This is a genomic window from Variovorax sp. dw_954 (assembly GCF_018449755.1).
Classification (GTDB): Bacteria; Pseudomonadota; Gammaproteobacteria; order Burkholderiales; family Burkholderiaceae_C; genus Variovorax.
Genome location: NZ_JAAVVD010000035.1, coordinates 37220 through 49518, shown reverse-complemented (window position 1 = coordinate 49518; position 12299 = coordinate 37220). Strand labels below are relative to the sequence as shown.

Here is a 12299-nt window from a genome sequence, read left to right as displayed (position 1 = left end):
CACCTCCGTGGCTGGCAAGCCGGCCCGTGGCGGGCATACGCCATCCGCCGTATCTTTGCCCTCAGTCGATCTTCAACAGCCGGTCCAGGGAGAAGCTGCCACCACCGCGCCCCACCAGGTAAAGCAGGATGGCTGCCCACGACAGATGCGTGGGCCAGGCATCGGGATAGACGAAGAGTTGGATGGTCAGCGTCATGCCGAGCAATGCAAGTGCCGAGAGCCGGGTGCACAGGCCGAGCACCAGCAGCACCGGGAACAGGTGCTCGGCGTAGGCGGCCAGGTGGGCCGCGATCTCGGGTGGCACCAGGGGCAGCTTGTATTCGCTGCGGAACAGTTCGTAGGCGCCATCGGTGATGTGAAGGAAGCCGTCGACCTTGGTGCGGCCCGACATGAAGAAGATCGCCGCGATGGACAGGCGGCCGGCAATCGCCAGTACGTCGTGCGTGACCAGTCGCTGCAGGCCTCGCGCGATGGCATTCCAGGCGCCACGCAGTCCTGCTGTCGTGGGTGCAACCGAGGCGGAGGAGGCGGAGGCGTGGTTCATGGTGTGCTTTCCAGAGTGGGAGAGACGACGAGGGCGCCGGCGTGCAGCAGTCCGGCAAGGAGGTCGGCAAGGTCGGCGTCGGGCTGGGCGGCGAGCGCTGCGGCTGCTGCGTCGCCAAGCGGCTTGCCTTCGGCGCAGGCATCGAGGAACGCGCAGACGGCCAGGGTCGCCTCGCGCCAGGTCACTGCGTCTTGCGGTCGCGTCAGCAACGCGCCTTCGGGCTGCCACTCGATCTCGGCCGTGTCGTCGCTCGCGCTGCGGTTGCGCTGCCAGATCGTGTAGATCGGTGCGTCCGGGAACCATTGCCAGCGCGCGGCGGGATGCGGCGCAACGCGCAGGCTGCCTAGCGCCTCGGGGCTCAGGCCCGCCAGCCAGGCGCCATCGATGGCGTTGGCATCGGCGGCCGTGTGCGCTTGCGTCCAGCAGTTATCCAGCCGCGCCACGCCGGGCAGGTAGGGCAAGCCGCTGGCGGGTTCGAAGGCGGCGAGGAAGTCTGCGAAGTCCGCGCCGTAGTCTTGCAAGCGGCCGTTGCGCGGTGGCCGCTCGACTACGTGGACCGCGGCCGCCGCGCGAAACCAGTCGCTGCCGACGAGCCGTGCCACGCTGGGGTAGTTGGCCTCCAGCGCGTCGATGCAGCCCTTCATCACCGTGTTGCGATAGACCGCGAACGCCGGTTGCGATGCCAGGCCGGTGGCGATGCCCGGGTCGAACAGAGTAGTGGCGAAGCCGGACTGGAAGTCTGCGAGCTTCACAGGGACACCTCCTCCGGCGTGCGAAGTCGCGGCAACGGGTCCGCAGACGATGCCGCCGCGTCAGCCGAATGAAGCTCGGCAGCTGCCCTGTGGCGCTCGGCGAGCAACTCGTCAAACGAGGGCACATTGCCGTCGCGCTCCAGCAAGGTCGGTCGCACGCCGATGCGCCCGACCAGCCGGCGATACAGCGCCCAGACTTCCGGCGCGACCGGCGCATCGTGCGAGTCGATGAGCAAGGCTTCGCCAAGCCGCGGGTCGTGGCTGTGGCCGGCCAGGTGAATCTCCATCACGGCGTCGCCAGGAAAGCGGTCGAGGTGCGCCCCGGCGTCGAAGCCGAGGTTGCGTGCCGACACATGCACGTTGTTGACATCGAGCAGCAAGCCGCAACCGGTGCGCCGGGCCAACTCGGCGAGAAAGTCGATCTCGTCCCAATCGTGCCCGTCGATGTGCAGGTAGTGGGAGGGGTTCTCGATCGCGATGCGGCGGCCCAGCGCAACTTGCGTCTGCTCGATGTTCGCGACGATGCGGTGGAGCGCTTCGTTGCTGCGCGGAAACGGCAGCAAGTCGGGAAAGTAGTGGCCATCGAAGCCCGACCAGGCCAGGTGCTCGGACACCAGCGCCGGCTCGATGCGCCGCACCAGCGCGGCGAAGCGAGCCAGGTGATCGGCATCGGGGGGCGCAGCGCCTGCCAGCGAGAGCGAGACGCCGTGCAGCGCGACGGGATGCGCCGCGCGCACGGCTTCGAGCCAGCGCAGGCGCGGCCCGCCGGCCACCATGTAGTTCTCCGGATGCACCTCGAACCACAGGCCCTTGGCCGTGCAGTCGAGTGCCGCGTCGTAGTGCTCGGGCTTGAGACCCAGGCCGGCGGAAAGTGGAGAGGCCATGGTGCGTGTCGTGCGTGCGGCGGAATCAGGCGGGATCAGGCGGAATCAGCCGGGATCAACTCTTGATCGGGGTCAGCGAGCCCATGCCCTTCGGCGTCTTGATGGTGGCGCAGGTGCCGGCCGGAACGTTCCTCCACGAGTTGCCTTGGTAGTCCATCTTGGACGTGCCGGCGCAGGTGGTGCCGGGACCGGCGGCGCAGTCGTTCTTGCCCGCCATGGAGACACCGAAGCACTTCTCCACGGTGGCCATCTTGTCGGTCATCTTGTCGCCCATCGGCTTGGTGTCCTGGGCCATGGCGGCGCCGGCGGCGAGTGCGCTGAGGGTGAGGGCGGTGATGGCAAGGGTACGGTTCATGATCGATTCGCTCCGAAAGGTAAGTTGAGGTTTGGAACCACGCCATCTGGCGCAGTCGTTTCTATTTCGCGGACTCTTGGGCGGGAGTTACAGCAGACGGCACAATTCGCCGAATTTCTTTTTCTCCACACGGCTGTAACCAACCGACCCGATGGCACGAATAACAGCTGGGAGCCTGGTGCAAGCGAATGAAGCCGAGACGATATTGCGCGGCTTGTTCCTGCGCGGCCTCGACGGCGACGCCGCGGCCTATCACCAGTTTCTCCAAAAACTCAGCGCGCACCTGCGTGCTTTTCTGGGCAAGCGCCTGTTTGGCTGGCCTGACGAAGTTGAAGATCTTGTTCAGGAATGCCTGCTCGCCATGCACAACCAGCGCCACACCTACCAGCCGGACCAGCCCCTGACGGCCTGGGTCCAGGCCATCGCGCGCTACAAGATGATCGACCTGCTGCGCGCCAAGTCGAGCCGCGAGGCCCTGCATGATCCTCTGGACGACGACCTTGCCGTGTTCGCCGATTCCGACACCGACGCCAGCGATGCCAGGCGCGACCTGGCAAGCCTGCTGGAAACCTTGCCGGACCGCCAGCGGCTGCCGATCGAGCACGTCAAGCTGCAGGGGCTTTCAGTGGCGGAGACGGCGGCGGCGACCGGCATGTCGGAGTCGGCGGTGAAGGTCGGCATCCATCGCGGACTGAAGGCACTGGCCGCCCGTATCAGGAGCAGCGCGTCATGAAGACCGACGACCTGGTTTCGCTGCTCGCGGCCGACACCTTGCCGGTGCCGCGGCGCGCTGCCTCCCGTCGCATCACGCTCGCGCTTGCCTTTGGCGTGCCGTTGGCGCTGCTGATCATGCAGATGGAATACGGCGTGCGGCGCGATCTGGTGCAAGTCATGTTCTGGCCGATGTTCTGGATGAAGCTGCTCGTGCCCATCACCATCGCGGTGGCGGGGTTCGTCGTGCTCCAGCGGCTGGCCCGGCCTGGCGCAAAGGTCGGCGCAAGCTGGCTCGGGGTGGCGGCCCCGGTGCTGATGCTGTGGGCCATGGCCATTGCAAGCTACCTGATGGCGCCGGAGGACCGTCGGTCCGACATGGTCTGGGGCCAGACCTGGCGCACCTGCGTGTTCAGCATCGCGGAGATCGCGCTGCCCGTGTTCGTCGCCGCGCTGGTCGCGTTGCGCAGCCTGGCGCCCACGCGGCCGGCATGGGCCGGAGCCTGCGCCGGCGCCATGTCCGGCGCGGCCGGGGCGGCGGTCTATGCACTGCACTGCCCCGAATTGACGGCGCCCTTCCTCGCGATCTGGTACGTGGCCGGGATGGCGCTGCCGGCGGCCGTGGGCGCCGCGCTCGGGCCGCGCATTCTCAGGTGGTGAAGGGGCTGGCTACCGCCCCTTCGACCCGAAGATTCCGCCGAGCACGCCGCGCAGGATTTCCTTGCCCACGCTGGTGCCGACCGTGCGCACCGCCGACTTGGCCATGGTCTGAACCAACCCGTCGTGCTTGCCGCCACGTGGGCCGGTGGTGCCGAACAGCAGGTCGTTCAGCCCGCCCATGAGCCCGCCCGAAGCGCCTGCCTGCGGGCTGCCGGGCGCACCTGCTGTCGCTGGCGGCGCGCCGGGCGCAGAAGCGGCACGGCCCTTCAGTTTTTCATAGGCCGATTCGCGGTCGACTGTCTTTTCGTAGACGCCCGCCACCAGCGAACCGGCAATCAGCGCCTGTCGTTGCACCGGCGTGATCGGGCCGAGCTGGCTGCCGGGCGGCACCACGAACACGCGTTCGGTCACGCTGGGGCGGCCCTTCTCGTCGAGCAGGCTCACCAGTGCTTCGCCCACGGCAAGTTCGGTGATGGCTGCTTCGATGTCGAGGCCGGGCTTCTGCCGCATCGTGGTCGCCGTGGCCTTGACCGCCTTCTGGTCCCGCGGCGTGAAGGCGCGCAGCGCATGCTGCACGCGGTTGCCCAGCTGGGCCAGCACGGAATCGGGAATGTCGAGGGGGTTCTGTGTCACGAAATACACGCCGACGCCCTTGGAGCGCACCAGCCGCACCACCAGTTCGATCCGCTCGACCAGGGCCTTGGGCGCCTCGTTGAACAGCAGGTGCGCCTCGTCGAAGAAGAAAGCCAGCTTCGGCTGCTCCGGGTCGCCGATCTCGGGCAGTTGCTCGAACAGCTCCGACAGCAGCCACAGCAGGAAAGTGGCGTACAGCCGTGGCGAATTCATGAGCTTGTCGGCCGCGAGGATGTTGATCACGCCCTTGCCGCCGACGGTCTGCATGAAGTCGGCGATGTTGAGCATCGGCTCGCCGAAGAACTTGTCGCCGCCCTGGGTCTCGATCTGCAGCAGCCCGCGCTGGATCGCGCCGACGCTGGCCGCGCTCACGTTGCCGTACTGGGTGGTGAACTGGCTCGCGTTCTCGCCGACGTACTGCAGCATGGCGCGCAGGTCCTTCAGGTCAAGCAGGAGCAGGCCGTTGTCGTCCGCGATCTTGAAGACCAGGTTCAAAACGCCCGCCTGCGTTTCATTGAGGTCGAGCATGCGCCCCAGCAGCAGCGGGCCCATGTCGGAAATGGTGGCCCGCACCGGGTGGCCCTGCTCGCCGAACACGTCCCACAGCGTGACGGGGCAGGCCAGCGGCGCTGGCAGGTCGAGGCCGCGCTCCTTCAGCACGCCGGCCAGCTTGCCGCCGATGGTGCCGGCCTGACTGATGCCTGTCAGGTCGCCCTTCACGTCGGCCAGGAACACCGGGACGCCGATGGATGAGAGCTTTTCGGCCATGGTTTGCAGGGTGACGGTCTTGCCGGTGCCGGTGGCGCCGGTGATCAGTCCGTGGCGGTTGGCCAGTGCGGGCAGCAGCAGGCACTCGGTCGTGGCGTGGCGGGCAATCAGCAGGGGTTCGGCCATGGGGTCTCCGGGGGCAGGTAGAAGCGTCAGTCTATCCAAGCAGACTCCTATAATTCCCGATCGCGTAGCGCAATCGTTCCCCCTCAAATCGTCTCGGAGTTTGCTTTGTCATCGACCGCCCAGTCTTCCCTTCCCGCCGATGGCGAAACCCTCGCGCAAACCGCACTCGAAAACGAATTGGCCGTGTTGCTGGTCGAATCGCTGAATCTCGAGATCGCCGCAGACGAAATCGTTCCGACCGCACCCCTTTACGGCGACGGCCTGGGCCTCGATTCCATCGACATCCTCGAAGTCGCGCTCGAGGTGTCGCGCAAGTACGGTTTCCAGTTGCGCTCGGACGATGAACGCAACCAACAGATCTTCGAATCGCTGCGCAGTCTCGCGACCCACGTCGCCCAGAACCGCAGCGCTGCGTGATCCGCTGCGCATGACGCGCTGGCGCCTGGCCCTCCTGCTGCTGGGCGGTGCCGCCTACGCGGTGTTGTCGCACTGGATGATGCTCTATCACGCCAATGATCCGTGGGCCGTGCTGGTGCTGCTCGTGCCGCTGTGGCTCACCGCGCTGGGCCTGGCCGGTTCGTACTTCGGACGCTGGGGGCTGCTGGCGGTCGGGGCTGCCGGTGCGGCCCTGTTCTGGTTGGTGATGAATGGCGATGCGGGTGACACGAGTCGTCTTTACGTGGTGCAGCACGTCGGCATCAACGCCCTGTTGTGCGGCTGGTTCGGCAGCACCCTGCGCGGGGCCGGTTTGTCGCTGATCGGGCAATTGGCAGAGCGCGTGCATCCGCTCGTCGGCGAGATGCCGCGCTACACGCGCCAGGTCACGATGGTCTGGACGGCGTTCTTCGCGCTCACGGTGGTGTCTTCCATCGTGGTGTACCTGTGCCTGCCGTTCTCCGCCTGGTCGCTGTTGTCGAACGTGCTGTCGCCCATCGGCGTGGTGTCGTTGTTCCTGGGCGAGCATCTCCTGCGCTATCGCATTCATCCCGAATTCGAGCGCGCACGCCTCATCGATGCGATGCGCGCTTTTTCCGGCGCCAGCGGCGATCGCCGCGCTCCCTGATGAACGCACGAGTGAACACACAAGGCGCCGCGCTGCTTCCCTTGCTGGGAGCGCGCGACCTGGATGCACCCCTGGCCTGGCGCGGTGGTCAGGCCATTTCGGGGCGGCAGTACCTTGCCGATGTGGCGCAATTCGCGGCGCAGCTGCCCGAACGTGGGCCGGTGGTCAATCTCTGTGTCGACCGGTACGCCTTTGCGATCGGGCTCGGCGCTGCGATGCTGCGCGGCCTGCCCAGCCTGCTGCCGCCCGATGCGCGCCAGGACACGCTGGACCGCCTGCGCCAGGGCCAGCCCGATGTGTTCGCCGTGGCCGACGACCGGCGCCTCGACGTGCACGGCATCCGGGTGATGTGGATCGACCCGGCTTCGCATGCTGCCGTCGACACCTTCGCCACCGCGCCGGACCTGCCGTCCGCCATGCATGCCGTGAGCTTGCTCACTTCCGGGTCGACGGGCGTGCCGCAGCCCCACGCGAAGAGTTGGCACACGTTGGTGTATGACGTCGCTGCGGCCGTGCCACGCCTTGCGCAGTTGCTGGGGCTGCCCTCGTTGGCCGGCCTGAACCTGGTCACGACGGTGCCGGTGCAGCACAGCTACGGGCTGGAGTCGTCGGTACTGCTCGGGATGCTGGGTGGCGCGGCATTCGATAGCGGCCGGCCGTTTTTTCCGGCGGACGTGGCTGCCACGCTGGCCTCGTTGCCGCGTCCGCGCGCCCTGGTCACCACGCCGTTCCATCTGAAGAACCTGCTGCTGGCCGGCATCGAATTGCCTCCCGTCGACCTGATCCTCTCGGCCACGGCGCCGCTCTCGCCGCAACTGGCCGCGCAGGCCGAGCAGGCCATGGGCGCGGTGCTGATCGAGATCTACGGCAGCACCGAGTCGGGCCAGGTGGCCTCGCGCCAGACTGCACGCAGCGATGTCTGGCATGCGATGGGCGCCATCGAAGTGCGTGCCGAGCGGGACGCGGCCGGCGACGAGCGCTTTGTCTTCGATGGAGACTTCATTCCGCAGCCGACGCCGATGGCGGATGTGCTCGAACTGATCGACGCGCAGCACTTCCGGCTGCTGGGTCGCGCCAACGACCTGATCCACGTGGCCGGTCGGCGCAGTTCGCTGGGACACCTCAATTTCCATCTCAATAGCGTGCCGGGCGTGCTGGACGGCGCCTTCTGGTTGCCGGACGACGTGACCGATGGCGTGGTGCGTCCTGTTGCCTTCGTGGTGGCGCCCGAACTGGATGCCCACGCCGTCATCGCGGCCCTGCGACAGCGGCTCGAACCCGTGTTCGTGCCGCGTCGCGTGGTGCACGTGGCGTCGCTGCCGCATGAAGGCACAGGCAAGCTCACGGTGCGCGCGATGCGCGAATTCGCGCTGGCCCAGCTTGCCGGCGACGGCACGACCGTGCGGGTGACGCGCGATGTGCCGCTCGACCATCCCGTGTTCGCGGGGCACTTTCCGGGCCAGCCGCTGTTGCCTGGCGCACTGGTGCTGGCCGAGGTGCTGGAGGCCGCAAGGGCCGTGCCCGCACTGCTTGCCCGCCTGGGCCCGAATCCCACGCTGGCCCAGGTCAAGTTTCTTGCGCCGGTGCGCCCGGGCAGCGCCATGATCATCGAGTTGCAGCCCGAAGAGGGCGCCGCACGCGGCGTGCGATTCGAGGTGCGCTGCGGCGACCGGGTCGCCGCCAACGGGCGGTGGTTGCCGCATGCCGGCGCTGCTTGATGGGCGTGTTGCGATGAGCGCGGCGTTAATCCAATGAGCGCCGTGCCGGGCCGCCCCAAGGACGCGCAGTGCCGAGCGTGGGGGCTGTCGTGAGCGCAGTCGACCCCTCCGACAACGCGCGTCCGGACGATTGGTCCCGCAAGCCCGAGCGCAGCAACATGCTGGCGCTGCGGGTGATCTGCTGGATCGCGCTGACCTGCGGGCGCAGCGTCGCCCGGCTGGTGCTGCATCCGATCTCCATCTATTTCTTCCTGTTCTCGCCCGCGGCGCGGCGCAACATCAAGCGCTACCTGCGGCGCGCCATTGGCCCGGACATCGGTTGGCGCGACGGCTATCGCCTGCTGTATTCCTTTGCCTCGACCGTGCTGGACCGCGTGTACTTCCTGCGCGGTCGCTGGGATCTGTTCGACGTGACTCTCGCCGGCAACGTGCCGGTCGAAGCCGAGGCGCTGGCCGGGCGCGGCGCCTTCCTGCTGGGCGCGCACGTGGGCAGTTTCGAGGCGCTGGGCGCCTGCAAGCACATGAGTCCGGACGCGCCGCGCCTGCGCGCGGCCATGCTGATGTTCCCGGACAACGCACGCCAGATCACCGCCATCCTCAACGCGATCTGCCTGCCTGAAATGCGGCCGCATGTCATCGCGCTGGGACGCGCGCATTCGATGCTGGAACTGCGCGACTGGCTCGACGCCGGCGGCATGGCCGGCCTGCTGGCCGATCGCACCCTGCCGGGGCAGGAAAGCGATCCGGGCGTGCAGCGCGGCAACAACCTGTCGATTCCGTTCCTTGGGCAGCCGGCCATCTTCAACGACGGCCCATTCCGGCTGGCCGTCCTGTTGCGCCGGCAGGTGTACTTCATGTCCGGCCTCTACCTCGGCGGCGCCCGCTACGATGTGCAGTTCGAACCCCTGGCCGACTTCAGCGCGCGCATCACCGATCCGGTCGAGCGGGAACGCCGCATCCGCGAAGCCGTCCAAAGCTATGTCGCGCGCCTCGAGGACCTGTGCCGAAAGTACCCCTACAACTGGTTCAATTTCCATGATTTCTGGCTGGAAGATGCGCGCTGATGACGTGGTGCGCCGATCGCGCGCGCTGCTGTTGCTGCTGCTGTGCGCCGCCGCGCCGGCGTGGGCGTTCGACCTGACTGAACTCATGGGCCTGCTGGCCAGGAAGAAGCAGGGCGAGGGCACCTTCACCGAGCAGCGCTATGTGCACGGCCTCGAAGGCCCGTTGTCCGCAAGCGGCACGCTGAGCTTCGTGGCGCCCGACCAGATGACGCGGCGCACGCTGACGCCGCGGCCCGAGTCGATGGTGGTCGACGGCAACAACCTCACGCTCACGCGCGGCAACCGCACGCGCAGCATGGCGCTCGACAGCATGCCCGAGTTGCTCGGCATGGTCGAAGCCATGCGTGGCACGCTGAGCGGCAACGGCGCGGTGCTGCAGCGCTACTTCCGCAGCACCCTCAAGGGCAGCAGCGCGGAATGGACGCTCGACCTCGTGCCCATCGACGAGCGCCTCTCCGCGCAGGTGGAAGCCATGCGTCTCAGCGGCAAGGGTGGCGAAGTGCTTGGCGTGGAGATGGAATTTCGCGGCGGCGACCGGTCGGTCATGACCATCGTGCCGCAGCGCAGCGGCGCGGCGGGGTCGACGCAGGCGCCCGCCGGGCGCACCACGCCGTGACAATGGCCGCAGCCGGACCCAGCCGCTCGCGCAGGGCGCTGGTGCTGCTGATCTGGCTGGCGTCGGTTCTGGCCGGGGTCGCGGTCATTTCGCGCACGCACTTCAGCGCCGACCTGTCGGCCTTCCTGCCCGCCAGCCCCGACCCGCACCAGCGCGTCCTCATCGAGCAGCTCCAGGCGGGCGTCGCCTCGCGCACGTTGCTGATCGGCATTGAGGGCGGCAAGGATGCGGCGCAGCGCGCCGACGTGTCGCGCGCCTTGGGCAAGGCCATGCGCGCAAGCGGCCTGTTCGACCAGGTGCAGAACGGCGACAACAGCGATTGGGCGGCGTCGGGCACCTTCGTGTTCGACCATCGCTACCAACTCTCGCCGGAGGTCACGCCCGACCGCTTCACCGTCGAAGGCCTGCGCAACGCCATCGACGACACCCTTTCGCTGCTGGGCACGCCCGCCGGCAACATCGTCAAGCCGCTGCTCGAGCGCGACCCGACGGGCGAGACGCAGCGCATCGCGGAAGGCCTGCTGCCCGCCACATCGCCGCGCACCGATCATGGCGTGTGGGTCTCGCGCGATGCGCCGCGCGCCATGCTGCTGGCCGGCACCAAGGCTGCCGGCGGCGACCTCGATGCGCAGGCGCAGGTCATCGCGCGCGTCGAGGCCGAATTCGCGAAGGCCACGCAAGGCCTCGGCGCCAGCGCGCCCAAGCTGCTGATGAGCGGTGCGCCGGTGTTCTCGGTGACCAGCCGCGACCAGATCAAGCGCGAGGCCCTGCATCTCGCGCTCATCGGCGGCATCGTGATGAGCGGCTTGTTGATGCTGGCATTCGCATCACCGCGCGCGCTGGTCATCGCGTTGCTGCCGGTGGCGACGGGCGTGGTGGGCGGCACGGCCGCGGTGTCACTCGCGTTCGGCCATGTGCACGGGATGACCATGGGCTTCGGCAGCACGCTGATCGGCGAGACGGTCGACTATGCGATCTACTACCTGATCCAGGCGCGCGGTGCGCGCGTGCCCGGCACCGGTTGGCAGCGCTGGCGCGACCTCAACTGGCCCACCGTGCGGCTCGGCCTGCTCACTTCCGTGTGCGGCTTCGCGGCCTTGGTGTTCTCCGGATTTCCGGGGCTGGCGCAGTTGGGCGTGTTCTCGATTGCCGGGCTGATCGCGGCCGCGCTGGCGACGCGCCACGGCCTGCCGATGCTCGCGCCCGACGGCGCCTCGGGCATGGGCATGCGGCACCTCATGGCCCGCGCCGCCGGCGCCATCGCGCGCACGCTGCCCAGGCTGCGCTGGGGTTTCCTGGCGCTGGGCTTCGTCGCGGCCGGGCTGGTGGCATGGCAAGGGGCCGACCTGTGGCGCGCCAGGCTGTCGTCCATGAGCCCGATCAAGCAGGAGATGAGCGACTTGGACGCCAAGCTGCGCGAGGACATCGGCGCGAGCGATGCCAGCACGCTGGTCGTGGTGCAGGCGGCGGACCAGCAAGCCGTGTTGCGCGCCACCGAAGCCGCCAGCGCGCGGCTCGATGCCTTGATCGAGGGCGGCGAACTCCTCGGCTTCGAGACCGTCACCCGCATGCTGCCGAGCATCGCGGCCCAACAATTGCGCATCGACAGCCTGCCCGATGCGGTGACGCTGCGCACCCGCCTGGCCCAGGCCACGGCCGGCGGGCCGCTGCCGGCCGCGCGGCTGGAGCCTTTCATCGCCGAGGTCGAGAAGGCGCGCACGCAAAAGCCGGTCATGCGTGCCGACCTGATGGACGGGCCGCTTGGCGCGGTTGTCAACGCGATGCTGTATGAGAGGCCGGGCGGCGGTTGGGCGGCGCTGATCGCGCTGCATCCCGGTCCCAACTTCGACGCGGTCCGGTTGGCCGCGGCACTGTCGACGCTGCCGGAAGTTCAAGTAGTGGATGTCGGCAATGAACTCAACAGCCTCTATGCGCACTACCTGCACGAGGCCTTCGTGCAGGTCATGGTCGGCGCGCTGGCGGTGGTCGTACTGCTCGGGGCCTACCTGCGTTCCGGGCGCAGGCTGCTGGCCGTGTGCGAGCCGCTGGCGCTCGCCGTGCTGCTGACGCTCGGCGGCATGGCGGCGCTGCATGTCGCGCTCGGCATCCTGCACCTGGTGGGACTGCTGCTGATCGTGGCGGTGGGCTCCAACTACGCGCTGTTCTTCGACCAGTTGCAGGAGACAGGAAGCGCCGATGAAGACACGCTGGCCTCGCTGATGCTGGCCAACCTGACGACCGTGGTCTCGTTCGGACTCATCGCGATCTCGGATATTCCGGCGCTGTCGGCGATCGGCCGCGTAGTGGCGCCGGGGGCCCTGCTGGCCTTGTTGTTGTCGGCGGCGTTCATGCACCGGAAGAAGACCGCCACGGGCGTTGCAAGCAAAATGGCCCTCTGATGTCGA

Annotated in this window: 13 protein-coding genes; 8 read left to right on the top strand and 5 right to left on the bottom strand. The window is 68.1% G+C overall.

What is annotated here, in order from left to right:
* Positions 1-61: 61 nt before the first annotated feature.
* Genes HB681_RS34220 through HB681_RS34205 form a run of 4 tightly spaced genes read right to left on the bottom strand, consistent with a single transcriptional unit; the run spans position 62 to position 2538 of the window.
* Entirely contained in the window at positions 62-544 is a 483-nt protein-coding gene (locus HB681_RS34220) for a DoxX family protein (RefSeq protein WP_213959340.1), read from the bottom strand.
* Positions 541-1296: a DNA-binding domain-containing protein gene (locus tag HB681_RS34215; RefSeq protein WP_213959339.1), complete on the bottom strand. Its 756-nt coding sequence runs from the start codon at positions 1294-1296 to the stop codon at positions 541-543. The genes HB681_RS34220 and HB681_RS34215 overlap by 4 nt, the downstream gene beginning before the upstream one ends.
* On the bottom strand, positions 1293-2180 hold the full coding sequence (locus HB681_RS34210; protein ID WP_213959338.1) for a DUF692 domain-containing protein: 888 nt from the start codon (positions 2178-2180) through the stop codon (positions 1293-1295). Before HB681_RS34210 ends, HB681_RS34215 begins: the two co-directional genes overlap by 4 nt.
* Positions 2181-2235: 55 nt before the next feature.
* Positions 2236-2538 carry a DUF2282 domain-containing protein gene (locus tag HB681_RS34205; protein WP_213959364.1) on the bottom strand — a complete coding sequence of 101 codons (303 nt, stop codon included), beginning with the start codon at positions 2536-2538 and terminating at the stop codon, positions 2236-2238.
* Between the two features lie 148 nt (positions 2539-2686).
* Here HB681_RS34205 and HB681_RS34200 point away from each other — a divergent pair, with 148 nt between their 5' ends.
* Both HB681_RS34200 and HB681_RS34195 read left to right on the top strand, forming a co-directional pair.
* Complete coding sequence (locus HB681_RS34200; protein WP_213959337.1) at positions 2687-3268, top strand: sigma-70 family RNA polymerase sigma factor; 582 nt, start codon at positions 2687-2689, stop codon at positions 3266-3268.
* Positions 3265-3906 carry a DUF1109 domain-containing protein gene (locus tag HB681_RS34195; RefSeq protein ID WP_213959336.1) on the top strand — a complete coding sequence of 214 codons (642 nt, stop codon included), beginning with the start codon at positions 3265-3267 and terminating at the stop codon, positions 3904-3906. The genes HB681_RS34200 and HB681_RS34195 overlap by 4 nt, the downstream gene beginning before the upstream one ends.
* 9 nt (positions 3907-3915) lie before the next feature.
* On the opposite strand, the gene HB681_RS34190 is transcribed toward HB681_RS34195, so the two are convergent.
* Positions 3916-5433: a helicase HerA-like domain-containing protein gene (locus HB681_RS34190; RefSeq protein ID WP_213959335.1), complete on the bottom strand. Its 1518-nt coding sequence runs from the start codon at positions 5431-5433 to the stop codon at positions 3916-3918.
* A 105-nt stretch (positions 5434-5538) separates the two neighbouring features.
* Between HB681_RS34190 and HB681_RS34185 the strand changes: the two genes are divergently transcribed.
* The 6 genes from HB681_RS34185 to HB681_RS34160 all read left to right on the top strand — a co-directional run bounded on the left by HB681_RS34185 (position 5539) and on the right by HB681_RS34160 (position 12293).
* Positions 5539-5850 carry a phosphopantetheine-binding protein gene (locus HB681_RS34185; protein ID WP_213959334.1) on the top strand — a complete coding sequence of 104 codons (312 nt, stop codon included), beginning with the start codon at positions 5539-5541 and terminating at the stop codon, positions 5848-5850.
* A gap of 10 nt (positions 5851-5860) precedes the next feature.
* The gene (locus HB681_RS34180) at positions 5861-6496 is read left to right on the top strand and encodes a hypothetical protein (protein ID WP_213959333.1); all 636 of its coding nucleotides are present in this window, start codon (positions 5861-5863) and stop codon (positions 6494-6496) included.
* An 11-nt stretch (positions 6497-6507) separates the two neighbouring features.
* A complete protein-coding gene (locus HB681_RS34175) occupies positions 6508-8214 on the top strand; it encodes an AMP-binding protein (RefSeq protein WP_345944801.1) in 1707 nt (568 codons plus the stop codon).
* Positions 8215-8372: 158 nt separating this feature from the next.
* The gene (locus tag HB681_RS34170) at positions 8373-9278 is read left to right on the top strand and encodes an acyl-CoA synthetase (protein ID WP_218628384.1); all 906 of its coding nucleotides are present in this window, start codon (positions 8373-8375) and stop codon (positions 9276-9278) included.
* Positions 9250-9894, top strand: a complete 645-nt coding sequence (locus HB681_RS34165; RefSeq protein ID WP_256354024.1) for an outer membrane lipoprotein carrier protein LolA — start codon at positions 9250-9252, stop codon at positions 9892-9894. Before HB681_RS34170 ends, HB681_RS34165 begins: the two co-directional genes overlap by 29 nt.
* 2 nt (positions 9895-9896) lie before the next feature.
* The gene (locus HB681_RS34160) at positions 9897-12293 is read left to right on the top strand and encodes a transporter (protein WP_213959330.1); all 2397 of its coding nucleotides are present in this window, start codon (positions 9897-9899) and stop codon (positions 12291-12293) included.
* The last annotated feature ends 6 nt before the right edge of the window (positions 12294-12299 follow it).

Coding starts and splice junctions, on each gene's coding strand:
- HB681_RS34220 (WP_213959340.1), bottom strand. CDS start 544: ATGAACCACGCCTCCGCCTCCTCCGCCTCGGTTGCACCCACGACAGCA.
- HB681_RS34210 (WP_213959338.1), bottom strand. CDS start 2,180: ATGGCCTCTCCACTTTCCGCCGGCCTGGGTCTCAAGCCCGAGCACTAC.
- HB681_RS34200 (WP_213959337.1), top strand. CDS start 2,687: ATGGCACGAATAACAGCTGGGAGCCTGGTGCAAGCGAATGAAGCCGAG.
- HB681_RS34195 (WP_213959336.1), top strand. CDS start 3,265: ATGAAGACCGACGACCTGGTTTCGCTGCTCGCGGCCGACACCTTGCCG.
- HB681_RS34190 (WP_213959335.1), bottom strand. CDS start 5,433: ATGGCCGAACCCCTGCTGATTGCCCGCCACGCCACGACCGAGTGCCTG.
- HB681_RS34180 (WP_213959333.1), top strand. CDS start 5,861: ATGACGCGCTGGCGCCTGGCCCTCCTGCTGCTGGGCGGTGCCGCCTAC.
- HB681_RS34170 (WP_218628384.1), top strand. CDS start 8,373: ATGCTGGCGCTGCGGGTGATCTGCTGGATCGCGCTGACCTGCGGGCGC.
- HB681_RS34165 (WP_256354024.1), top strand. CDS start 9,250: ATGATTTCTGGCTGGAAGATGCGCGCTGATGACGTGGTGCGCCGATCG.
- HB681_RS34160 (WP_213959330.1), top strand. CDS start 9,897: ATGGCCGCAGCCGGACCCAGCCGCTCGCGCAGGGCGCTGGTGCTGCTG.